Genomic DNA, 23110 nt, shown 5'->3' with positions numbered 1-23110 from the left:
ATTCCTACGGAATGACAAAAAACTGTAAATTATAGCAATATATCTATCTTTAGTATTTCAATTCTAATGTTTTAGAAGTTTCAGCTCTTAACTCTTTCAACAATTCAGGATGATCGTTTAATTTCAATCCAAAAGAAGGAATCATTTCTTTGAATTTAGCTTGCCATTCAGCCGTTTTAAATTCGTTAGGGAAACATTTTTCAATTAACTTCAACATAATAGTTACCGTTGTTGAAGCTCCTGGAGAAGCTCCTAATAAAACCGCTAAACTACCATCAGCCGCATTAACTACCTCAGTACCAAAAGCTAACTCTGCTTTACCTTCTTTATTGCGCTTCATTGTTTGTACACGTTGTCCTGCAATTTCTAAACGCCAATTTTCTTTTTTAGCATTTGGAAAATAATTTTTCAAAGCATCTACTTTTTTATTTTCAGAAGCCATAACTTCGGAAATCAGGTATTTTGTTAAATCCATATTATCCAAACCAGCACCTACCATTGTTCCAATGTTTCCAGTAGAAATTGATTTAAACAAATCGCAATAAGAACCTGTTTTTAAGAATTTAGTTGAAAAACCAGCATAGGGACCAAAAAGTAACGATTTTTTACCGTTGATGTAACGTGTATCTAAGTGAGGAACAGACATTGGAGGTGCGCCAACAGAGGCTAAACCATAAACTTTTGCAAAATGCTGCTCAGCTAATTTTTCATCTTCGCAAACCAACCATTGTCCTGAAACTGGGAAACCACCGTATGCTTTTCCTTCAGGAATTCCCGATTTTTCTAACAACAAAATAGAAGCTCCACCTGCACCAATAAATACAAATTTAGATACTATTTTACGCTTGGTACCCGTTTTTAAATCTTTAATAAAAACAGTCCATTTGCCATCATTTGTACGCTTTAAGTTGTAAACTTCGGTATTAAAAGTAACCGAAACACCCTCTTGATTTACTTGATGTTTGATCATTCTGCGGGTAAGCTCACCAAAATTTACATCGGTACCTAAATTCATATGCGTAGCCGCTACTTTTTCACCAGCTTTACGACCATTCATGATTAACGGAGCCCATTTTTCAATAGTTGCAGCATCTTCACTGTATTCCATTGCATCAAACAAAGGCGTTTTTTTAAGCGCTTCGTACCTGTTTTTTAAGAAACGTACATTATCATCGCCCCAAACAAAACTCATATGAGGTACTGTGTTTACAAAACTTTTTGGCGATTGAATGATGTTTTTATTCACTAAATACGACCAAAACTGACGTGTTTCTTCAAACTGTTCACAAATATCTAAAGCTTTGCTAATGTTTACAACCCCGTTTTTTTCTGGAGTATAGTTTAATTCACAAAAAGCAGAATGCCCTGTACCTGCATTATTCATAGCATCAGAACTTTCTTGTGCAGCACTATCTAAACGTTCTAAAATTTCTATGGTACATTTTGGGTTTAGTTCTTTTAATAACAAACCTAATGTTGCACTCATAATTCCAGCACCTATTAGTACTACGTCGCTTTCTGTATTTTTAATTGTCGACATTATAAAATGATCTTATTTTAAACTTCCGTTATATATGTTATGTTACAATAACTTTCTTAAAATCGATTACTGCTCATATAATCTTGCAACAAAATGGTTGCTGCAATTTCATCTACAAGCGCTTTATTTTGACGTTGTTTTTTCTTTAAACCACCATCAATCATTGTTTGAAAAGCAATTTTAGAAGTAAAACGTTCGTCCATTCTAATTATTTCAATTTGTGGATATAATTCACTTAATTTTTCAACAAACTTATTTATTTCGGCTGCTATTGTTGATGCTTCGTTATTCAATCGTTTAGGATCGCCCACTATAATTTTTGAAACCATTTCCTTCTTAAAATAATCTTCTAAAAAAGAAAAAAGCGATTTTGTATCAACCGTAGTTAATCCCGAAGCAATAATTTGCATCTCATCGGTAACAGCAATACCTGTTCGTTTGCCACCATAATCAATGGCCATTAAGCGATTATATTTAGTATTCAAATGTTCCGTAAACTGAATTGATCGTTAATTTTTTCTCGTTAGAAGCTTCTACTCTACCAACAATTTGTGCATTTACATTGAATGATTTAGATATAGCAATAATATCTTCTGCAATTTCAGGGCTTACATATAACTCCATTCTATGACCGCAGTTAAAAACCTGATACATTTCTCTCCAACCTGTTTGTGATTGCTCTTGAATTAACTTGAACAATGGCGGCACATCAAATAAATTATCTTTAACAACATGCACATTATCAACAAAATGCAACACTTTGGTTTGAGCTCCGCCTGAACAATGAACCATACCATGAACATTTTCAGCATTGTATTTAGCTAAAATTGCTTTTATAATAGGTGCATACGTTCTGGTTGGCGATAAAACCAACTTACCCGCATTAATTGGAGCTCCTTCTACTTCATCGGTTAACTTTTTACCTCCTGAATAAATTAAATCTCTTGGAACTGAAGGATCAAAACTTTCAGGATAATTTTCAGCTAAGTAATGCGCAAAAACATCATGACGAGCAGATGTTAACCCATTACTTCCCATTCCACCGTTATATTCGGTTTCATAAGTTGCTTGTCCAAACGATTCTAATCCAACAATAACGTCACCAGCCTTAATGTTTGCATTATCAATAACATCACTACGTTTCATACGTGCTGTTACTGTAGAATCAACAATAATGGTACGTACCACATCGCCTACATCAGCCGTTTCGCCACCAGTTGAATGAATAGTAACTCCGAATTTTTTTAAATCATCAATTAATTCTTCGGTACCGTTAATAATGGCAGAAATTACTTCGCCAGGAACCAAATTTTTATTACGCCCAATGGTAGATGAAAGCATAATATTATCTGTAGCACCAACACATAATAAATCATCAATATTCATAATTAAGGCATCTTGTGCAATTCCTTTCCAAACAGATATATCACCTGTTTCTTTCCAATACAAATAAGCTAATGATGATTTGGTACCAGCACCATCGGCGTGCATGATTAAACAGTAATTTTCATCATTTGTTAAATAATCAGGAACAATTTTACAAAAAGCTTTAGGAAATAATCCTTTATCAATATTTTTTATAGCATTATGCACATCTTCTTTCTGCGCAGATACGCCACGTTGTGCATAACGATTTGTATTGTTTTCTAAACTCATACTTTGTGTGTTGATGGTGCAAATTTACGTTTATTATCATTGTTTTGCAATGTAAAGAATAAATAATATTTTTAAAAAAAAGCCTCAGAATTTCTGAGGCTTTTTTATTATACATTTTTTAATACATCTATTAAATAATCAATCTCTTCTTTTGTATTTTCATGACCGAATGATAAACGTAAGCTTGGTTTTCTAAGTTCGGTATCATTTAAAAATTCTGCTAAAACATGCGAAGGTTTCTGACTACCCGATTGGCAAGCACTTCCTCTTGAAACTGCAATTCCTTTCATATCTAATTGAAACAACATCATGGCAGCTTTTTCTGATGAAAAGGGTAAACGTATATTTAAAACATTATAAAAAGTATTTCCGTTACCATTAAAAGCAACACCTTCAAAAATATCTTCTAATTGACTTTTACAATAATCACGTAATTCGGTAATGGTTTTACGGTCTTTATTCAAATCTTGGTAAGACAATTCTAATGCCTTAGACATACCAACTACTTGATGAGGAGCTTCGGTACCCGCACGCATTCCTTTTTCTTGTTCACCACCAACAATTAATGGTTTTAGCACATTTTTTTTACGAATAAACACAAAACCAGCACCTTTTGGTCCGTGAAATTTGTGTGCTGATGCTACAATAAAATCGATTGGAATTTCATCTAAAGGAATTTCAATTTTTCCTACAGACTGAACAGTATCAGAATGAAACAAAGCATTGTATTGTTGCGCCAAATCTGCAACACGTTTTAAATCTAAAATGGTACCTACCTCATTATTAACGTGCATTAAACTAATTAATGTAGGTTCTTCATCTTTTAATAATTCTTCCAAATGCGCATAGTCAATTTCACTATTTGGCAACACATTTACAAAATCAATTTTAGTGTTGTACTCTTTCTCCATTTGTTGAATAGAGTATAAAGTACAATGATGTTCCATTCGTGTTGTAATAATTCTTTTTACACCTAAATCGCGAATACTTGAACGAATAATCCAGTTATTTCCTTCTGTTCCGCACGATGTAAAAATAATTTCGCCCGAAGTAACATTAAATTGTTTTGCAATTGTTTTTCGAGCAGTTTCGATTAATGCTTTTGTATGTCTACCAATAGCGTAAGTTGAAGAAGGATTACCAAAATCGTTGGTTAAAATTTTTATCATTTCTTCAACAACTTCAGGTCGAACAGATGTTGTTGCAGCATTATCTAAATATATTTGGTTCATTGGTTGATAGTTTTCTTTTTTAATTGATTTATAATTTGATAGTTAAAAATAAATACAGATAACAAAATTAAGAAATAAGAAACAAACTGTAAAGTATTTACGTGTTCTTTATAGTAAAATATTGCTAATAAAAAGGCAATTATAGGATTTATATAAATCATTATACCTACTGTTGATGCCGAAGCTCCTTTTAAAGCATATAAATTCAAATACAAAGGAATTAATGTAAATACTGAAGCAATAATGAAAATATAAAAATAAAACGATGCTTCTGATGGTACAGCAAAACCGTGAATGATAAAATATGGTATAGATAACACTAAAATAATAAGCATTTGAAACACCAAAGCATTAAATTTATCAAAATAAGTGTTTTTTCGTTGCGATATTAAATAAAGTGAATACGTTAACGCAACTAAAATAGCAAACAATAAATTATTTGAATTGCTAAAAAAGTAAATTAAACAAGCTACTAAACTAATACAAACAGCAATCCATTGTATTTTTTGCAAATGCTCTTTTAAAAGAATATTAGCTAAAAAAGTAGTGATAATAGGACAAATTAAATATGCAAATGATGCCGACTGCACGTTTATTTGATTCACTACATAAATAAACAAAAACCAGTTGATGCCTAATAAAATCCCTCCAACAACTGTTAATCTTATTCCTTTTTGTTTATCGGTTTTTGGTAGTTTTTTAAACGCTTTAATATCATCTAAAAATATTTTTCTACGAAATAAAACAGTAACAATTAAAATTAAAACCGTTGAAAAAGCAATTCTATAAAATAAAATATCAAATGATGGCACATAAGCAATTGGTTTCAATGCTAAGCTAAAAAAGCCCCAAAGCATAAAAGCAACAAAAGCTACTAGGTAATATTTTAAATTTTGCATATCTGTTTAAAAATGCAAAAGTACTTTAGATGTTTTACATAAAAAAACAAACGCATCACTTAATTAGCAATGCGTTTGTGGTAAAATATTTTCTCTATGTTATTCAATGGTAATATTTTGCTTTTTAAGAATTCTAACAACTACAAAGGCAAAAATCAATAAGTAAACAAAACACACTAATGATACAATATATGAAGAGTGAATTCCGATAATATCAGCAAATTTACCTTGAATAGGTGGTATTATTCCGCCTCCTAAAATCATCATCACTAAAAAGGATGATCCTTGAGCAGCATATTTTCCCAATCCCATTAAACTTAAATTATAAATAGCCGGCCACATGATACTACATGCCAAACCACCACATAAAAATGCGTAAATAGCAGTTTTATCAGTTGATGTTAACCCCACAATTAAAGCAATTATACCAAATAAACTAAATACCATTAATGTTTTGGCAGGTGTGTTTTTAGTTAAAATAATTAAAATTATTTGTAAAAGTACGCATCCTATAAAAGCATAAAAATAATGCATATCATACTTTGCTAAGATATTGGCTGTTATGATGATTCCAAAAGCAATAATGGGTAAAATGATAGTTAACAACAATTGTTTGTTCTTTGTTAAATTAAAAGCACTTACAGCACCTGCCCATCTACCAATCATCATACTACCCCAATACATTGAAATATAAGGTGCAATTTGAGATGATGTTAATCCGCCAAATTCTTCCGATTTTAATAGTTCACCTAAGTTACTTCCAATACCTACTTCTACCCCAACATACATGAATATTGCTAACATTCCCAAAACCAACTGAGGATATTTCATAGCACCCCAACCTTCGGGTTTTGCTGTTGCACGATTATACGCAAATAATAGACTTAAAACCACAACAATTAATGCTAATGAAAGCCACATAACACGAGTATTCTCTAAAGTTTCTTTACTAATAACTTCGATATTTTCTCTATACGTAGAAAAAACAAAGCTGAAACAAATCAATAACAAAACTGTCATAAAAACCAATGTATTCAATGCTTTAGGAGCTTTTTCAATTACTTCGGTTGATTTACCTTCTGGTAACTTTTTAGAAAAATAAAACAAAGCAGCTGCACCTACAAAAAGCAATCCTACACAAACATATAGCAAAACCACTTTATCTAAACTCAACGATTTTATTTGATTATCAGTTACCGCTGCTGTGGTTCCAAATAATGCAAAAGCAACTACTAACGGACCAATTGTGGTACCTAGAGAATTAATTCCGCCACCCAAATTTACTCGGCTAGCGCCTGTTTTTTCGTCGCCTAACAAAATAGCAAACGGATTGGCGGCTGTTTGTTGCAATGAAAAACCTAAAGCAACTGTAAACAATCCCAACAACATACCATAATAAACATTAGCCTCTACAGCTAAAATCATGGCTACAGCACCAATTGTAGAAAACAGTAAACCGTAAACAATACTGCGTTTGTATCCCCAGTAAGTTACCAAATCACGACCTTTTATGTTACTTGTTGCAAACAAAATCAAAGCACCTATATAATAAGCAGTATAAAAGGCAAAATCGATTAATTGTGATTGAAACTGATCTAAATGAAAATAATCTTTACAAAAAGGAATGAAAATATTATTTCCTGCAGCCATAAATCCCCAAAAAAAGAAAACTACAATTAATGTATACAGGGCAGGATAGTTGGTTTTTACTGTTTGACTCATGTGAAATGGATATATAATTCATCAAATATAAAAAATTGAAGGTACAACCAACATTTTGCATCTAAAAAAGTTATTTTTGCATTATGATATTTACTGATATGAAAAAAATTATAGGTGTTTTAATGATATTATCAACTTTATCTTCATGTGATGATGGAGATATGGTTTTTGAGAATTTGAATTTTAATGGAAAAGCAGTTCAAAAATGCGAAGACAGTGAATTGTACTTTAAAATAAATAATACAGAATTATTATTGGTTGATTTTACTTCAAAAGAAAAAAAATCTTTGTTAGATTCTGTTGCACCAATATTACAAACTTTTAGTATTCAAACAAGTGCTGCTAATCAAATATATTATAGAACGTATAATAGTACTATAAACACGAATGCTATTTGTTCTATACTTGCACCCGCAACCCCTAAAGTAACCGCTGAATATACTTCAATACCTGGCGGTACTATTAAATATGTTCGCAATATTATTCCTACTGTTAATAAAGAAACTGGAAATGTAGCAGTTAAGTATTTGTACAATATTAATTTTGAAAACATTACCCTTTCTAATAGTTCACAAGAAATCAAATATGCAACCTATGCTTTTGGCGATTATATTTACAAAACCAATAATTTACCTTTTGTAATTAGTAACATAGATATTTGCGAAAACAATATTTTGTTTGCTACTACTAATAAAGGTATTTTGCAATTAGCGTTACCTGAAACTATTTCTTTTCCTAAAAATGAAGGTACTCAAACTATTAATTTAAATACAACCACCTATTTAGACTATACTTTAAGAAAAGATAATAAAGTTGTAAATAATTGTGAAGTTATTCCTGAAGAAAGCATTGGCGAACATTGGACAGCTAAACAAGGACAAGTTGTTATAGAAAGTAAAAAAAGTACAACAAACGCATCACAATTCATACATATCATTAAAATTGTAAATGCTACTTTTAAAAACCCTGATGATTTACAGTTTTTAATAACCGATCAAGTTATTGGAACTTACAATCCTGATAGTAAATAAAACAAAAATCCGAATTCTTAAGAATTCGGATTTTGTTTTATATAAATTTCTGTTGCACCTAAACCGTACTTTCTATAATTACCTTCTTTAAATGTAACTTCGGGATATCTACCTAATAAAAATTCCAATTCACTTTTTAAAACGCCCTCTCCCATCCCATGAATAAAAACCATTTTAGGAATTCTGTTTCTAATAGCAAATTCTAATTGTCCTCTAGCAGTATCAACCTGAATATTCAGTATATCAAAATTACTTAGATGTTTAAAGCTTTTTACCAACTTCTCAATGTGTAAATCTACTTCTAACACAAAATCTTCTTTTCGTGATTTTTTATCAGTATTAACTTTATGATGATTTACAACTACTTTTTCTTGCTTTGATTGTTCTATAGCACTATAATTTGATGCTTTATTTAAAGCGGATCCATCACCAATAATAATTAATTGTTTTAAAGGAAAACTTAATTCAAAACCATCATTAGTAAGGATAACAGCTTTATCATTTACAATCTTTATCACTTTTCCAGAAAAAGCATCATCTAAAACTTCTACAAAATCATTTATCTTTATCGTACTACTGCTCATTTTGTTGTTCGTTTTTATCAAATTTACCTGGCGTTTTATCCATTAAGCGCATCATTAAAAAGAAAAATACAGCTACTGCAATAATTTGTATTATTAAATTTGGTTTTTCTTTAGTTTGCTCTAGTAATGCCCAAAACATTAATGCAAAACTTACTATATAGACAAGAATTTTCATTTTAAATTTTTTTCAAAAGTAATAAATTAATACTTTCGAAAAAAAAACAAAAGTTATGGATGTGGAAGATTTGATGTTGCCCTGCATGAATAAAAAAATTTTTGGAGTGGAATGTTTAGGATGTGGTACCCAACGCGCAGCCTATTTGCTAATGCAAGGTGATTTTGTTGGTGCATTTAAAATGTTTCCTGCCATTTATACAACACTGCTTTTATTTCTATTTTTATTTTTACATTTTATTGATAAGAAAAGAAATTACCATAAATTAATCATTTTTTTTGCCATTACAAACGCTGTTATTACGGTATTTGCTTATATTTACAAACGAATTTAAATTTTATCAATTAAAAAAGTTATGGAAAATTATCAAAATCAAAACGATTCTATGAACAATCCAAACCCGTATAATAACGGAAATGGAAACTTCATGGTAACTAAATTACCAAATTCTACTACAGTAATTATTCTAGGTATCTTTTCTATCTTAACATGTTGTTGTTGGGGTATTATTGGATTAATTTTAGGTATTATTGGTTTGGTTATGGCTAAGAAAGATACTGCTTTGTACAACAGCAACCCTAACCAATATACAGGAATTCAAAACATTAACACAGGTAGAATTTTATGTATTATTGGTATTATCTTAAGTGCTATATATTTAATAATGATGATTTATTACTTAGTAACAATAGGATATTCTGGTATGATGGAAATGAACCAAAATTACTTAGAGCAACTTAAAACAATGCAAAATCAATAATTAATAAAAAACCTCGAAACTAAGTTTCGAGGTTTTTTTTAGTGAACTTTTGAATAGCTTTTTTTAATTGATTTAAGTGTAAGTACATTTGTAATTATAGTTTTTTATACAGTTACCTAAAGTATCTTACTAGACAATTCCAATAAATTCCTTATTTTTAATCAAAAAAAACACTTATATGCAAAAAAAAATTGTCAGCACTTTATTATTTCTGTCGTTTTTAAGCGCTACTTCACAAGAAGTTGAAACCGATAAAAGTGAAGACTTAGATGAAATTGTTATTGACACCTCTGTCAATAAAATCAACATCCGAAAGCCCGAAATGAGCGTTAATAAGCTTACTGCTGAGGAAATTAAAAAAATGCCGGTTGTTTTAGGTGAAACCGATGTTCTAAAATCAATATTATTACTACCTGGTGTTGTAAATTCTGGCGAGGGTACTTCAGGATTTAACGTACGTGGTGGTGGATCTGATCAAAATTTATTGCTCTTAGATAATACCAATATTTACGGATCATCACACTTATATGGTTTTTTCTCAGTTTTTAATAACGATGCCGTTAGCAGCTTAAAACTATACAAAGGCGGAATTCCAGCGCGTTATGGTGGTAGAGCTTCTTCCGTGTTAGAAATCAATCAAAGAAGTGGCGATTTTCAGCATTTTAAAACAACGGGTGGTATAGGTTTATTATCAAGTCGATTGTTAGTTGAAGGACCTCTTGTTAAAGATAAGTTATCGTTTTTATTAGCAGGTCGTGCTTCGTATGCGCATTTGTTTCTAAAAATGACCGATATTAAAAGCGCAGCTTACTTTTATGACTTAAATACTAAGTGGAGTTACCGTTTAAACGAAAATAATCACATTTATTTTACAGGATATTTTGGACGAGATATCTTTAAATTCAACGATGCTTTTAATAATCAATTTGGAAATACGGTAGCAAATTTAACTTGGAATAGCAATTTATCAGACAAAATTAGAAGCGAAGCTTCTCTTAGATATTCTGATTATTATTATGGATTAACATTGAATTTTGTTGGCTTTAATTGGGATTCTGGCATTAAAAACTTCGATTTCAATTATAAAATAAACCAACACATTTCAGATGTTTTCAGTCTAAAATACGGTATAAGCAGTTTGTACTATGATTTTAATCCGGGGGAAATAACGCCTAATAAAGCTGATTCACAAGTAAATCCTTACATCATTCCTCATAAATACGCTTGGGAAAATGCTGCTTTTATTGAAGCTGAGCACGAAATAAACGACTTTTTATCTGTAAATTATGGTGTGCGTTACAGTATGTTTCATCGTTTAGGCGAGGAATCTATCAATGAGTATCAAAACAACCAAGCTGTAGTTTATAATAAAGAGACCGATACGTATGAGAAAGGCACACCTATTTCTACAACGTATTATGGTAAAAATAAAACCATTAGCAAATTTGGCAATTTGGAACCTCGTTTAGCGGTTTCGGTTAAGTTAACTGATGATCGATCTGTTAAAATGAGTTATAACCGTATGGCACAATACGTACATTTAATTTCCAATACTACATCGGCAACACCTTTAGATATCTGGGAACCAAGTGGGCCTTACGTAAAACCGCAAATTGTTGATCAGTATGCTGTAGGTTATTTTGAAAACTTCAATGATAATAAATACTCACTTGAAATAGAATCGTACTTTAAATTAGGTCAAAATAGATTGGATTATATTGATGGTGCCGATTTAATTGGAAATCGTGCTATAGAACAAGTGCTTTTAAATGGTAAAACTGAGGCTTATGGTTTAGAGTTTTTGTTTAGAAAAAACACAGGCAAGATAACAGGTTGGGTAGCTTATACTATTGCACGTAGCCAACAGCAAACAAAAGGGCGTACTACTGACGAAAGTGGTATTAACAATGGCGAATGGTACAGAACCCCTCACGATAGATTGCACGATTTATCTATTGTTGCTAATTATGATTTTAGTAAAAAATGGAGTTTTAACGCAAGTTTTATCCTTCAATCAGGCAGACCGGTAACGTATCCTGATGGTAAATACGAGTTTTTAGGTTGGCAAGTACCTAATTATAACAACCGAAACAATTACAGCATGCCTGCTTTTCATCACTTAGATGTATCGGCTACCTACACTCCTACTAAAAACGAACATAAAAAGTGGAAAAGCGAGTGGGTTTTTGGTATCTATAATGTATACAATCGTAAAAATGCGGCATCCATTAGTTTTAGAACCAAAGAAAATAGTAATATGACTGAGACCTCTAAACTATCTATTTTTGGTATTGTGCCAAGTGTAACTTATAACTTTAAATTCTAATGAAAAACATTTTATACCTATTATGCACGCTTCTTGGTCTTACTTTTATAAGTTGTGAGGAAGAAGTACAACTTAATTTTGATGAGCATACTCCGCGTTTGGTTATTGATGGTAATGTTTTTGTAGGTGAAGAAGATTTTGTGCGTATAAAACTATCAACTACTACAGATTTTTACGCTAATGTGTTTCCTAAGGTTGATAATGCCAATGTATCTATTAAAGATTTAAACACCAACCAAACATATACGTTATCTAATACGGGCGAAGGCAACTTTATTACTGCTGATTTAAAACCAGAAATGGGCACAACTTACGAACTTATGGTTGTTTATAAGAACGAAACCTACAAAGCAACCTCAACCCTATTGACATCTCCAGAAGTAATAAGTGTAGATCAGGTGAATGATGGCGGTATTATGGGCGATTCTTATGAATTCCGATTCAATTTTCAGGATAATGCCAACGAACAAAACTATTATTTAATCCAAATGATTTCACCTATTGATCATTTCTTTGGTGTTACAGACGATCAATTTACCAATGGTAATGTAATGAACGATTTGTATTTTTACGATAAAGAAGATATTAAAGCAGGTGATGAATTACATCATGCGCTAAATTCAGTAAGTAAAGACTATTACAATTACTTATCTAAGTTATTATCAATCTCTGGTGAGTCAAACAACCCTTTTGCAAGCCCAATGGGTACCATAAAAGGAAACATTGTAAACCAAACCAATGAAAAAAACTATGCCTTAGGGTATTTTCACATGGCAAAACGCAGTCATTATATATATAAGGTGCAATAAATTGCTTTAAGTAGTTATTAGTATAAGAAATCCCAACTGCATATAATAACTGAAAGCTAAGTTAGTATATCCTTTAAATAATGTTAACTCTATTGTTTTTCTTATACTTTTTTCATAACATCTTAGTTATTTTATATTGATTTTGAACAACTAACATTTCATCTCATTGTTTTTTTCTTTAAATTAGACCTCCTGAAATCTAATAAACTAGTTTCAAAACCAAAAAAATATTATAGTGTAAAGTTTTAAAGTATCACAAAAAAATGATTTGATATATGAGTATGATAGGAAATTTACTTCGAGTAACACATGCTGAACTTGAAGAATATTTAAAAGATAGTTCTTTGCTAGAAGATAAGATTTACGACGATGAAACAGAAAATGAAAATTTAATTGATCTTGACAAATCTTGGGATGGAATTATATTTTTATTAACGGGGCAAAGTTTAGACAATGCGGAACATCATCTTGTACGCGTTTTATTTAGTGGACAAATTATTGACGAAGAGCAAGATTTAGGTTATGGACCAGCTCATTATTTGACTCCAGAACAAGTTTCTGAACTAAACACTGAAATTTCGACCATTACAATTGCAGACTTAAAACAGAATTTTGATCCGAAAAAAATGAATGAACAAGAAGTTTATCCTACCATTTGGGATGAAGGAGATGATGCCTTTGATTATGTTGCCGATGGATTTTTAGCATTACAAGATGCTTTTGAGAAAGCTGCAAAAAATGGAGAAGCAATTATTACTTTTTTGAATTAATAAACAAAAAAGTTGCTGTTAAAAAATTGTACTAACATAAAGTATTATTAAAATTGAGCAAGTTTCGGATTTTATGAAAGTAACATAAATCAGATCTTTACAGTGTAAAATTCAGAACAATGAACAAGCAGCAAGAAACCAACTACAATAGAATTGCTGAAGCAATTGAATACATAAAAACCAACTTTAAAGATCAACCTAATTTGAACGAAGTTGCGGAACATGTTTATTTAAGTTCATTTCATTTTCAGCGATTATTTAGTGAATGGGCAGGAACAACTCCGAAAAAATTTTTGCAATACACCAGCATAGAGCACGCTAAAAAACTGCTTACTGACCAACAAGCTACCCTTTTTGATACGGCTTTTGAAACAGGGCTTTCTGGAACTGCACGACTGCACGACTTATTCATAAACATTGAAGGAATGACACCTGCCGAATATAAAAATGGAGCAAAAAACCTTTCTATCAATTACAATTTTGCGGAAAGTCCGTTTGGAAAAATAATTGTGGCTTCCACATCAAAAGGTATTTGTTATATGGCGTTTGAAGATGAAGAAATTAACGCATTGCACAACTTAAAACAAAAATTTCCAAACGCAATTTTTTATTTAAAATTAGATTCTTTTCAACAAAAAGCATTGTCTATTTTTCAAAATGACTGGAATCAATCTAACGAAATAAAACTACATTTAAAAGGTACCGATTTTCAACTGAAAGTTTGGGAAACGCTTCTGAAAATTCCAATGGGAAAACTGTCTACTTATGGCAACATTGCCCAACAAATTGGCAACCCAAATGCTTCAAGAGCAGTTGGTACAGCTATAGGAAGTAACCCTGTAGCTTTTCTCATTCCTTGTCATCGTGTTATTCAATCATCAGGGAATTTCGGCGGTTATATGTGGGGCAGTACCCGAAAAACAGCTATCATAGGTTGGGAAAGCGCCAAAACAAACACCTTGGAAATATAGCAAGTTTCGGGTTTTACCATTAGCTTAAGTACACAATCTTTGTACTATAATTTAAAATAATTACTATGCAAAGATTTAAAAACAAGTTTGCACTTATTAGAGGTGGCACAAATGGAATGGGGTTTGCAACAGCAAAACAATTTATTACAGAAGGTGGACAGGTTATCATTACTGGGCGCAGCCTAGAAACGGTTAACAAAGCTGTAAATGAGTTAGGAGAAAATGCATTTGGCATAGTATCAAATGCAGGAAATATGTTAGACATATTTAAACTTTTTGAGCAAGTATCTGCAATTACAAAATCAGTCGATTTACTATTTATAAATGCTGGGTATGGGCAGTTTTCATCAGTTGAAGAAGCCACAGAAGCTCATTTTGATACGTTGTTTAATATGCTTGTAAAAGGTACATTTTTTACGGTTCAACAACTTTTACCATTAATGAAAGAAGGAAACTCTATTGTTTTAAACACTTCATTTGTAACACAATTTGGTAATCCAAATTTTTCGGTATATGCAGCAGCCAAATCAGCAGTTCAATCTTTTATTAAATCCTTTGCAGCAGAATTTACAGAGAAAAACATTCGAGTAAACGGTATTAGTCCTGGACATATAAAAACCAATATTTTTAATAACACTGGATTGAATACAGAACAAATTGAAGGAGCAATACAAAGCATCATTCCTACCATTCCGTTTAAACAATTAGGAGATCCAAGGGAAATTGCAAGCGCCGTTCTTTTTCTTGCTTCACAATAAGCCTCATACATTCATGGAACCGAACTAAGAGTAGATGCAGGAATTTCAGTGATAAGATGATAGTTTAATAGCCCCTACTAAGGGGGATTTAATAAGCGATTATCTGTTAAATTGATGAAAATCCTCCTTAGATTAGTAACAAGTGACGAAAATTGAAACTCTATTTAACTCCTTTCATGCCGCACTGATGTATTATTGCATCCTTCTTGCTTTTATTTTTTACCTATTTTACACTGTACAATACAGAAAATGAGTGGCGTTTGGCCACTCGTTTTACTTTCAAAAGAACTTATCTGTCTTTAGGTTTACTCCATTTCTTCAAGGGAAATGAAAAACCACAAACTTAGTTAGTTTGTAGTTCATCATTTAATCTTCAATTGGTGGATATACCACTTCCCAATTCATTCGTTCTAAATCTTCTAATTTTAATTGGTAATAATGTTTAACAGGAATTGTGTAGTCAATTTGTGAACAAGGAACATCATAATCTATCAAACTATCATAAACCGCAGCATCAAATATTAAAAATTGAATAAACGGTATATCTCTAAATTCATTTTCCCATGTTTTTCTTTTTCTATGTCTCCCAGCTTCAAATATACGTTTTTCATAAGTATCAATAGTAAGTGGGGCTATACCACAAACCCATAAAGTATCTGCATGGGTGATTTTTGAACTTCTTACCATTTGAACCTTAATTCTGATATTTGATTTATTCACAATTGTAATAAATTCATGCCCTTTATCATCTGCTTCGCAACTAAATAAAATTAAAATAGATAATAATAAAAATAACGTTTTAAATTTTCTCATATTATATTACCTTCCTCTGTTATAAAATGATGTATTAATGCCTGCGGGTATAAAAGTATCTAAATAATCATACCAATAAGCTCTTATGGTTAATCTACTCAAAGATCGAAACTGATCAAAATCTTTATAATCTAAATATATACCTTCTCTATTTGAACCGTCTACATTCAAAGGATTTTCATTAAAATCCCAACCTCTTCTAACCCTATTTTCTATATTGAACCTAAACTGATCTGCTGTTTGATAAAACCCACCTACCTCTTTATTAAAATACATAAAAGCTCTTCGATTAGCATCTTGCTCTACTGGGTGAAAATCATGATCCCCTTTACTAAACATACTTGGAAAACCGACTCTTTGAAAATAAGCAGGTCCCATAGCCTGACTTTGTAAATAATGACCGTATTCATGCTGAAATAATGAATTATTTGGATCTGCTACAAGATCTTCATCTCCTAAAATAAAACTACCAAGCGTAACACCATCACCACTTCCCCAGTTGTTTCCACTTACTACTGTTGCTCCATACTTATAATCAACATTATCAACCTGCCAAACCAAATTTGAAAAATTTGAATAAAAATGTCCCACCATCCTTTGGGGTGATTGCCAGGTAAAACGCGAAACTATTATTTCTTGACATAATAAAAATATGACATACAAATAAATACCTCTTTTATCATAATTTTACATTTATAAAAAAAACACTAATCTATTGGATAATAATTTATCTTGATTGGTATCAAAAGTAAGAATTCAATGACAAAAATAAAAAGTTCTCATTAACATTTATGATTTTAGGTAAATGAGCTACCCGAAGTGTTAAATAAATAATTAATTGTTTATTTTAAATGGAATCTGTAAAATTGAAATAGTTGTTTTATTTAACCTCTTTATTTCAAAAATACCTTGCAGTTTTTTTGTTCTTATTTGAATGCTCTTTAATCCTAAACCATTAGGTTTTACTTTAGAATTGAAACCTACTCCATCATCATGAACTTTTAAAAGGATGCCTTCTTTATTTTTAATAAAAAAAACAAAACAATTTGATGCTTTAGAATGCTTATTTACATTTTGTAATAATTCTTGTAAAATTAAAAATAGTTGTGTTTTTTGTTGAATTGTTAAAGAAGACCAATCAATCTGAGCATCAACTGAACATTTAAAAACGGTGTTAAAACTATTGGTTTGAGAAAGCACTAATTCTTCAAAAACAGAGGAAAAACTTTGCTTTTGATGAAATAAGTTATCATGTATATCATGAGATATATCTCTAATTTGTTGCTCACTTTTGAGTAGTTCATTGATTATTCTACTTTTGGATTCATTATCTTTAGTGGCTATTTTTTCAAGATTTAAACGTGTTGTAAAGATTCTGTTTACAACAGAATCATGCAAATCTCTAGCTATTCTGTCTCTTTCTTCATTTTTAGCATGTTCTGAAGCAATTTGTTGTTCAAAAAGTAATTCTTGAATTCTTTGTACATTATCTTGCTCTTTCTTTTGATACGCTAACTTTTTGTTTCGAAGTTTTAAACGGTAGATAAAAAATAATGTAAGTATAAGTAACAAAAAAATAATAGCACTAATCCCATAGTAAAGTGTTTGCTTAACTAAAATAGTATTTTCTTTTTCTATTTCGTCTGTTTCATAAGCAATCCTAGCAAATTTATTTCGAGTAGATTTTTCTACATTATGCAGACTATCCTTTACTACAATGTATTTATTTAGATAATAGTTTTTTTCTTCTTTTTCATTTTCTGCTAAAAATTTCAAAATCCTTAATACATCTGAATTACTCTTAGTTTCAACAGCTAATTTATATGCCTGCTTTATATTTCTTAACGATTGAACGGTATCTTTTTTCTTTAAGTAATATTCAGACATACGTACCTTACTGGCAATTATTCCTTGTTGATGATTTAGTTCTTCTCTAATGAGTAGTGATTTATTTAATAAAGAATCAATTTTTAAATCATTTACATTACTATTAATCAAACTATTTGCATAGTTATTTAGAATCATAGCATGAAGCTTAGCATGGTTTTCAACATATGGCTTTTGTAAAGCTAACTTATAATAAGATTGTGCTTTTACAAAATCTTCCATTTTATCATAATATCCTCCAATGTTATTGTAATAAGATAACCAACCCCTGTCAATATCTTTCTCATAAAGTTCACTATCTTCAAGAATACTTAATAGTTCAGGAATTTTATCATAATATTTCTTTGCACTAGCAAAATCATTCAGATCTTTAAGGATTAAAGTCATTTTTACAGTAGCTTCATATGTTAATCTATGATCCTTATTTTGTGATAAAATAGACAATGCTCTTATTGTTTCCACCTCACTTTCTGTTGTAATGCCCATATCATACAAAACATCTGCCTTATATAAAATTACTCTAGCAAATTCAACTCGCTCAGACTCAATATCACTATAATATTTCTCAGCCTTGGTATAATAATAAAAAGAACTATCTAATACTTCAATTGATTCAAAATAATCACCTAAATACCTATTAACAAGTCCTAATTGACTTAGATTTCCTTGTTTATTAGCCAATTTATTGACCTTGTGAAGTAGATTGTAATTTTTTGGAATATTACCTAGCTCTTTATATGCTATTGCAACATTTAAAAGCTCTGAACTATAGTCTTTCCTGTTTACATTTTCTTGTAAATTTGAATAATAATGATCTAACCATTTATCCTTATCAGCTGACATTTCGAAGCTATCCCAGAAATCTTTTAAGTCATTTTGATCAGATTTTTTGCTACATCCAATTAACAGAGAACCTAATAATATTAAAAAAAATAGAAATTTCATTTAAAAAAATAATTTTAACGGATATGTAAAAATAACAATCCTTGCAAAACAAATTAACGAACTATAAACACAAAACATAAAAAAAAGAAACCTTTATTAAGGCTTCTTTCTAATTTAAGATTTTATAAGTAGTAGGCTTGACATGAACATCCTCCTTCTCTATTACGATTCCCTAGTGCATAATAAAAAAGAAAAAAAGCTTTGTTTAAATAGGAATATATCTACATTATAAACTACCACTTATTTTTAATTCAATCTAAAATTATAACCTACACCCACTGCTATAGGTAACAACTCGGTTTGTAACACAACACGATAATCATTTTTCATGGCATCATAATTATCCATAAATTTTTGCGACCTAAATGGAACAAATACGCCTGCACTTAATTTATTGCCTTTTTTTCCCATTTTAAAATCTATATTAACACCAGCGGTTACTCCGTAAGAAATCATATCATAATCAGGGAGACCATTCACTTTTGAACCTCCATTATAACCATAAAAAACCATAGGATTAACAGATACTTTTTTAGTAGGCATTATTTTATAAGTAGCACCAACATTCCAGCCTATACCTAATAAATTATAACCTAATCCAGCAAAAACGCCTATGTTTTTAATAGGTAAGTATTCTATTTTGGCACCAATACCACCATAATCAAGCCCTATACCTGGTCCCATGTACAATTGGTTGTTTTCTTGTGCATGCGCTTTAGGCATAACAATGCCTATACCTACTAAAGCTAACATTTTTATTGCTTTTTTCATTGTTCTATAAGTTTACTTTGTTAAATGTTTTTATATTTTTAAGTATATCTTACTTATTTACTTTGCTTTTACCTTTTTTCTTAACACAATGCTCTTAGATTAATATACTTTTATACTATTCTAATTTGTTTCTTACAAAAGCATTAAAATTCTGTATAAATGTACTTGTTTAAGAAATAAAAAAAGGGTAGTTAAACTACCCTAAAAGTTAAATTTTATATGATGCTTATTCTATAAAAAGCCTGAGATAAATACATGCCAACAGAACTTTTTGCTTTTTATTCAAGATTGCTATTTCTTATAAAAAATAAACCATCTACAGTGCTATTAAGGTCTATTTCATAAAAAGTATTTCCCATAAAACGAGAATAAACAGCTTCGTCTAAGATGGTTTTATCTCGATTTTTACTTAAATACATAATCTCTATGTTTGCATCATATTTTTCATCAACCATTTTTTCTATGGAATAAGGAATTAGTTTCTTTAACTTTTGTTTTTTGCCATAAAAACCTCTTGTATTTCCTGACACACCCGTATAGGCAATAAAAAAATAATCGTTTTGGAATTCTTTAGATAATCGTTCTCCCAAGTTTATCCAGCCACTACTTTGCGCAAATTTTGAATTTGTTGCTTTGACATTTCTTTTGAAATGAGTTGATGAACCGAACAAAATCATTTTCTCATTAGGATACTTATTTCTTAAGTAATCAATATTTTCAAACATTAATGAATCTCTAAGTATATGAGATTTGTTTATTTTAGACTTTTTACCTTCTATTTTTTTCCCTAATGACGTTTTGATATTGAATACATAGCTATTAAAATATGCGTTTTCATCAGTAGTTGAAACGTTATCAAGGTAACAGGTTAAATAATCATGAACTATTTTGTAATCTTTTTTTGTACGTAACAAGGCTTTTAGATTGGTGGGCATTAGTTTTTTAAAGTGTTTTGAAAAATCTTCAACTGATATGTTATTACACTCCATTTCTACATGAGTCAAATTGTCCTGAATTGCCTTCGTAAATGTTTCATGTGTATTGTCTCCCGAAAAATTTGGATCAAAACCATAAACCTTTATATTATTGCCTTTTTCATTTTGTTCTTTGAGGAAAAAGAATAATTTGTCTAGTTCATTATTTTTCACAACAGTATATAGTGAACTGTTCATTTCGGATATATTTCCTGTTTTTTTAAAATCTTCAAAAGCTTTATATACTTCGAAAAGGTTTGATTCGATACCGATGATACTAAAATTATGTTTTTCAACCAACTCTTTTATAAGATCAACTCTGAATTTACTTGCCGTATAATCAGTATGGGTAGCATCGCCCAAAGCAACAATTTGTTTTTGTCCTATATCACTAAATAACAAATCGTTGTCTTCTTTTGTTAACTCTTGCGAGAAAGAAGAATGAATACTTAATGCAAAACACATTGTAAAAAATAATGCGATGCTTTTTTTGAAAAGGTTTTTCATTATTATCTGGTTTTATTAGTGGTTTATAGTCAATATTACTATATAAATGAAGACTTTTTTAAAGTGATTTAATCCAATTAACAATACTACTACTTGCTTTTCCATCAATATTATATATTTCTTTGCCTAATTTAACTTCAGGTTCGGCTGTTAAATAATGGTTCAATCCTTCAAAAACCTTTATTTCAATATTCTTATTTTGCAATGACTTTAGTTTTTCTACTTCTCCTACGGGATCTACAAAAATGTCATTTGTTCCAATTATATAAAGTGATGGGATTGTAAGATTTGTATACATCTGTTCAAAATCTTTTTTTATAATAGCTTTTTGAGAAGGAAAAGTTGCATAACTAAAACGTTCATAACGTTTTTGGGTATATCCTTGTTTTTTAGCCATTTTTCGTGCTTTTTTTAACAATTCAATATCTTGTTTTAAGGTAGTAGTATCTTTTGTTGTTGCAAGTGTTTTATTAAAGATGTCCATAATTTGGTAAGCATCTTCCAAATTGCCATATTTAAATTGTTGTGGTAAGCCACTTAATCCATTTTTTAACTGATACTTAAATATTTCTCCAAAACTTTGCACTGGTGTTGCCCATTGTACCATAAAATCAGGTTGAATTTTATTTTTCTGAACACCATCAACAGTAAGCATCCCTCCCATACTATGACCGATTAAACCTATTTTTTTGTCTTTTATAGCTGGCAATTGTTTTAACTTTTGAAATATAACAGCCATGTCTTCTCCCAATTCGTTAACTGTTAGTCTAACTTCTTGAAAAGTTCCTTCCGATTCAGAAACTCCTCGATCATCGTATCTAAAAACAGCTATATTGTTCAATAATAATTCTTCTGTCAGTTTAAAATGATTTTCTCTGCTGTCTTCCCCAGAACCTGGAACAATCATTACTACTTTTTCAAAAGTTTCTTTTGGCATTAACAAAGTGCCGTATAAATGTATTTTTTCAGTTTCGTTATAAGCATTAACATCTATTTTATCAAAACGTTCTTGATTGAGTATTGCACTTTCATATTCAGGAATAAATCGTTTATTCTGTGCCTTGATAAATTGAGTCGTAATAAGGAAGATAAATATTAGAATAAATTTCATAGTATATTTTTTTAGTGTAATGAGTAGTATTAAAATATTTTATTCATGATGGTTATTTCAAATATTCCAATGCTTTTTCAAGCACTATATCTCTACCTTCTCTTACAGATTGTACGGTTGGTTTAATAGGTACGTCTATTTTAATACCTATTTGTTGGGTTTCTGCTCCGTTAGGATAATAAACACCAATACCTGTCATGTATGTTTTAAACCCTCCGGGCAAAATAATTTCAGAAACGTTGCCATCGGCTCCTGCTGTTTGGCTTCCAAACACCTTTGCTTTTGGTGCTACCTGAAGAGCCATTACGGCATATTCTGCTGCGCTTTGTGTTTGTTCATTTACCAAAATAGCGATTTTACCTTTGTAATAATCAGGAAAATTAACACCTACTTTTAAAGGTTTGGTTGTATAAAAACCCTCTAACTTTTTTTGATTATGATTTTTAAATTTTACAAAAGCGGTTGGTTTAGGCATTAAGAAATTTCCCATACTAAACACAATAAAATCTGATGGATAACAACGTAAATCAACCACAATTCCCTTTTTGTTCATAAAAGAAGTCATTATTTCTTTTATTTCTCCTTCTTTTAAAGTTCCGGGATAAATATAACCGATATTGTTCTCTAAGTTTTTATGTGAAGGTGGTTCATTAACAAGCGAATTGTACATTTCTTTTCCAGAGATAGTAGGAACTGTTGTTTCATATTCTTCTTTTTCATTTGATAAAGTTAGCTTTACTTCATCTTTATTGGTTGCCAAAAGACGGTAGGTAATATCTCTAAGTTTTGTAGGATTATTAGATGCAGAAATATATTTTTCTATTTCTTTAATACGATCTTCGGTCTTTTTACCATCCATTGCAATTATT

At 30.5% G+C, this 23110-nt stretch carries 23 protein-coding genes; 8 read left to right on the top strand and 15 right to left on the bottom strand.

From position 1 onward, the window contains the following. Positions 1-49: 49 nt before the first annotated feature. The 6 genes from mqo to H1R17_RS11305 form a co-directional block, all read right to left on the bottom strand. The gene (mqo, locus tag H1R17_RS11330; protein WP_163431202.1) at positions 50-1540 is read right to left on the bottom strand and encodes a malate dehydrogenase (quinone); all 1491 of its coding nucleotides are present in this window, start codon (positions 1538-1540) and stop codon (positions 50-52) included. A 56-nt stretch (positions 1541-1596) separates the two neighbouring features. After that, entirely contained in the window at positions 1597-2001 is a 405-nt protein-coding gene (gene ruvX / locus H1R17_RS11325; protein WP_163431201.1) for a Holliday junction resolvase RuvX, read from the bottom strand. Positions 2002-2014: 13 nt separating this feature from the next. Next, positions 2015-3196, bottom strand: coding sequence for an AIR synthase related protein (locus H1R17_RS11320; protein WP_163431200.1), 1182 nt, complete (start codon positions 3194-3196; stop codon positions 2015-2017). Positions 3197-3303: 107 nt separating this feature from the next. Beyond that, positions 3304-4428, bottom strand: coding sequence for a cysteine desulfurase family protein (locus H1R17_RS11315; RefSeq protein WP_163431199.1), 1125 nt, complete (start codon positions 4426-4428; stop codon positions 3304-3306). After that, a complete protein-coding gene (locus H1R17_RS11310) occupies positions 4425-5327 on the bottom strand; it encodes an EamA family transporter (RefSeq protein ID WP_163431198.1) in 903 nt (300 codons plus the stop codon). The genes H1R17_RS11315 and H1R17_RS11310 overlap by 4 nt, the downstream gene beginning before the upstream one ends. Before the next feature lie 99 nt (positions 5328-5426). Then, positions 5427-7049 carry a sugar MFS transporter gene (locus H1R17_RS11305; protein ID WP_163431197.1) on the bottom strand — a complete coding sequence of 541 codons (1623 nt, stop codon included), beginning with the start codon at positions 7047-7049 and terminating at the stop codon, positions 5427-5429. Positions 7050-7147: 98 nt separating this feature from the next. Between H1R17_RS11305 and H1R17_RS11300 the strand changes: the two genes are divergently transcribed. Further along, a complete protein-coding gene (locus tag H1R17_RS11300) occupies positions 7148-8080 on the top strand; it encodes a hypothetical protein (RefSeq protein WP_163431196.1) in 933 nt (310 codons plus the stop codon). 17 nt (positions 8081-8097) lie between these two features. Here H1R17_RS11300 and H1R17_RS11295 read toward each other — a convergent pair whose 3' ends face one another. Together H1R17_RS11295 and H1R17_RS11290 are read right to left on the bottom strand one after the other, a co-directional pair. Continuing rightward, the gene (locus H1R17_RS11295; protein WP_163431195.1) at positions 8098-8664 is read right to left on the bottom strand and encodes a Smr/MutS family protein; all 567 of its coding nucleotides are present in this window, start codon (positions 8662-8664) and stop codon (positions 8098-8100) included. Next, on the bottom strand, positions 8654-8839 hold the full coding sequence (locus tag H1R17_RS11290; RefSeq protein WP_163431194.1) for a hypothetical protein: 186 nt from the start codon (positions 8837-8839) through the stop codon (positions 8654-8656). The genes H1R17_RS11295 and H1R17_RS11290 overlap by 11 nt, the downstream gene beginning before the upstream one ends. A 55-nt stretch (positions 8840-8894) precedes the next feature. Between H1R17_RS11290 and H1R17_RS11285 the strand changes: the two genes are divergently transcribed. The 7 genes from H1R17_RS11285 to H1R17_RS11255 all read left to right on the top strand — a co-directional run bounded on the left by H1R17_RS11285 (position 8895) and on the right by H1R17_RS11255 (position 15233). Continuing rightward, entirely contained in the window at positions 8895-9173 is a 279-nt protein-coding gene (locus H1R17_RS11285; protein WP_163431193.1) for a DUF2752 domain-containing protein, read from the top strand. Positions 9174-9194: 21 nt separating this feature from the next. Beyond that, complete coding sequence (locus tag H1R17_RS11280; protein ID WP_240453326.1) at positions 9195-9599, top strand: CCC motif membrane protein; 405 nt, start codon at positions 9195-9197, stop codon at positions 9597-9599. Positions 9600-9777: 178 nt separating this feature from the next. After that, on the top strand, positions 9778-11925 hold the full coding sequence (locus H1R17_RS11275; RefSeq protein WP_163431192.1) for a TonB-dependent siderophore receptor: 2148 nt from the start codon (positions 9778-9780) through the stop codon (positions 11923-11925). After that, the gene (locus H1R17_RS11270; RefSeq protein WP_163431191.1) at positions 11925-12734 is read left to right on the top strand and encodes a DUF4249 domain-containing protein; all 810 of its coding nucleotides are present in this window, start codon (positions 11925-11927) and stop codon (positions 12732-12734) included. Before H1R17_RS11275 ends, H1R17_RS11270 begins: the two co-directional genes overlap by 1 nt. Positions 12735-13009: 275 nt before the next feature. Continuing rightward, the gene (locus H1R17_RS11265) at positions 13010-13504 is read left to right on the top strand and encodes a YfbM family protein (RefSeq protein ID WP_205600657.1); all 495 of its coding nucleotides are present in this window, start codon (positions 13010-13012) and stop codon (positions 13502-13504) included. A gap of 119 nt (positions 13505-13623) precedes the next feature. Beyond that, positions 13624-14475, top strand: coding sequence for a methylated-DNA--[protein]-cysteine S-methyltransferase (locus tag H1R17_RS11260; protein WP_163431190.1), 852 nt, complete (start codon positions 13624-13626; stop codon positions 14473-14475). Positions 14476-14540: 65 nt separating this feature from the next. Next, complete coding sequence (locus H1R17_RS11255) at positions 14541-15233, top strand: SDR family oxidoreductase (protein ID WP_163431189.1); 693 nt, start codon at positions 14541-14543, stop codon at positions 15231-15233. Positions 15234-15599: 366 nt separating this feature from the next. Here H1R17_RS11255 and H1R17_RS11250 read toward each other — a convergent pair whose 3' ends face one another. The 7 genes from H1R17_RS11250 to H1R17_RS11220 all read right to left on the bottom strand — a co-directional run bounded on the left by H1R17_RS11250 (position 15600) and on the right by H1R17_RS11220 (position 23100). Then, entirely contained in the window at positions 15600-16046 is a 447-nt protein-coding gene (locus H1R17_RS11250; RefSeq protein ID WP_163431188.1) for a hypothetical protein, read from the bottom strand. A 6-nt stretch (positions 16047-16052) separates the two neighbouring features. Continuing rightward, the gene (locus H1R17_RS11245; RefSeq protein WP_163431187.1) at positions 16053-16640 is read right to left on the bottom strand and encodes a hypothetical protein; all 588 of its coding nucleotides are present in this window, start codon (positions 16638-16640) and stop codon (positions 16053-16055) included. Between the two features lie 240 nt (positions 16641-16880). After that, positions 16881-18878, bottom strand: coding sequence for a sensor histidine kinase (locus H1R17_RS11240; protein ID WP_163431186.1), 1998 nt, complete (start codon positions 18876-18878; stop codon positions 16881-16883). A 246-nt stretch (positions 18879-19124) separates the two neighbouring features. Beyond that, on the bottom strand, positions 19125-19649 hold the full coding sequence (locus H1R17_RS11235) for a hypothetical protein (RefSeq protein ID WP_163431185.1): 525 nt from the start codon (positions 19647-19649) through the stop codon (positions 19125-19127). 278 nt (positions 19650-19927) lie between these two features. Next, positions 19928-21130: an erythromycin esterase family protein gene (locus H1R17_RS11230; protein ID WP_181729225.1), complete on the bottom strand. Its 1203-nt coding sequence runs from the start codon at positions 21128-21130 to the stop codon at positions 19928-19930. Positions 21131-21188: 58 nt separating this feature from the next. Next, complete coding sequence (locus H1R17_RS11225) at positions 21189-22241, bottom strand: alpha/beta hydrolase (RefSeq protein WP_163431183.1); 1053 nt, start codon at positions 22239-22241, stop codon at positions 21189-21191. Between the two features lie 52 nt (positions 22242-22293). Then, positions 22294-23100, bottom strand: a complete 807-nt coding sequence (locus H1R17_RS11220) for a S41 family peptidase (RefSeq protein WP_163431182.1) — start codon at positions 23098-23100, stop codon at positions 22294-22296. Between the last annotated feature and the right edge of the window lie 10 nt (positions 23101-23110).

Origin of the sequence: Flavobacterium sp. xlx-214 (assembly GCF_013874595.1) — a bacterium.
In the GTDB taxonomy this organism is placed as follows: domain Bacteria; phylum Bacteroidota; class Bacteroidia; order Flavobacteriales; family Flavobacteriaceae; genus Flavobacterium.
This window is presented reverse-complemented; position numbering and strand designations above follow the sequence as displayed.

Bases quoted from the DNA above. Each gene is read 5' to 3' on its own strand.
- mqo (WP_163431202.1), bottom strand. From the start codon at position 1,540: ATGTCGACAATTAAAAATACAGAAAGCGACGTAGTACTAATAGGTGCT.
- ruvX (WP_163431201.1), bottom strand. From the start codon at position 2,001: ATGGCCATTGATTATGGTGGCAAACGAACAGGTATTGCTGTTACCGAT.
- H1R17_RS11320 (WP_163431200.1), bottom strand. From the start codon at position 3,196: ATGAGTTTAGAAAACAATACAAATCGTTATGCACAACGTGGCGTATCT.
- H1R17_RS11315 (WP_163431199.1), bottom strand. From the start codon at position 4,428: ATGAACCAAATATATTTAGATAATGCTGCAACAACATCTGTTCGACCT.
- H1R17_RS11310 (WP_163431198.1), bottom strand. From the start codon at position 5,327: ATGCAAAATTTAAAATATTACCTAGTAGCTTTTGTTGCTTTTATGCTT.
- H1R17_RS11305 (WP_163431197.1), bottom strand. From the start codon at position 7,049: ATGAGTCAAACAGTAAAAACCAACTATCCTGCCCTGTATACATTAATT.
- H1R17_RS11300 (WP_163431196.1), top strand. From the start codon at position 7,148: ATGAAAAAAATTATAGGTGTTTTAATGATATTATCAACTTTATCTTCA.
- H1R17_RS11295 (WP_163431195.1), bottom strand. From the start codon at position 8,664: ATGAGCAGTAGTACGATAAAGATAAATGATTTTGTAGAAGTTTTAGAT.
- H1R17_RS11290 (WP_163431194.1), bottom strand. From the start codon at position 8,839: ATGAAAATTCTTGTCTATATAGTAAGTTTTGCATTAATGTTTTGGGCA.
- H1R17_RS11285 (WP_163431193.1), top strand. From the start codon at position 8,895: ATGGATGTGGAAGATTTGATGTTGCCCTGCATGAATAAAAAAATTTTT.
- H1R17_RS11280 (WP_240453326.1), top strand. From the start codon at position 9,195: ATGGAAAATTATCAAAATCAAAACGATTCTATGAACAATCCAAACCCG.
- H1R17_RS11275 (WP_163431192.1), top strand. From the start codon at position 9,778: ATGCAAAAAAAAATTGTCAGCACTTTATTATTTCTGTCGTTTTTAAGC.
- H1R17_RS11270 (WP_163431191.1), top strand. From the start codon at position 11,925: ATGAAAAACATTTTATACCTATTATGCACGCTTCTTGGTCTTACTTTT.
- H1R17_RS11265 (WP_205600657.1), top strand. From the start codon at position 13,010: ATGAGTATGATAGGAAATTTACTTCGAGTAACACATGCTGAACTTGAA.
- H1R17_RS11260 (WP_163431190.1), top strand. From the start codon at position 13,624: ATGAACAAGCAGCAAGAAACCAACTACAATAGAATTGCTGAAGCAATT.
- H1R17_RS11255 (WP_163431189.1), top strand. From the start codon at position 14,541: ATGCAAAGATTTAAAAACAAGTTTGCACTTATTAGAGGTGGCACAAAT.
- H1R17_RS11250 (WP_163431188.1), bottom strand. From the start codon at position 16,046: ATGAGAAAATTTAAAACGTTATTTTTATTATTATCTATTTTAATTTTA.
- H1R17_RS11245 (WP_163431187.1), bottom strand. From the start codon at position 16,640: ATGGTGGGACATTTTTATTCAAATTTTTCAAATTTGGTTTGGCAGGTT.
- H1R17_RS11240 (WP_163431186.1), bottom strand. From the start codon at position 18,878: ATGAAATTTCTATTTTTTTTAATATTATTAGGTTCTCTGTTAATTGGA.
- H1R17_RS11235 (WP_163431185.1), bottom strand. From the start codon at position 19,649: ATGAAAAAAGCAATAAAAATGTTAGCTTTAGTAGGTATAGGCATTGTT.
- H1R17_RS11230 (WP_181729225.1), bottom strand. From the start codon at position 21,130: ATGAAAAACCTTTTCAAAAAAAGCATCGCATTATTTTTTACAATGTGT.
- H1R17_RS11225 (WP_163431183.1), bottom strand. From the start codon at position 22,241: ATGAAATTTATTCTAATATTTATCTTCCTTATTACGACTCAATTTATC.
- H1R17_RS11220 (WP_163431182.1), bottom strand. From the start codon at position 23,100: ATGGATGGTAAAAAGACCGAAGATCGTATTAAAGAAATAGAAAAATAT.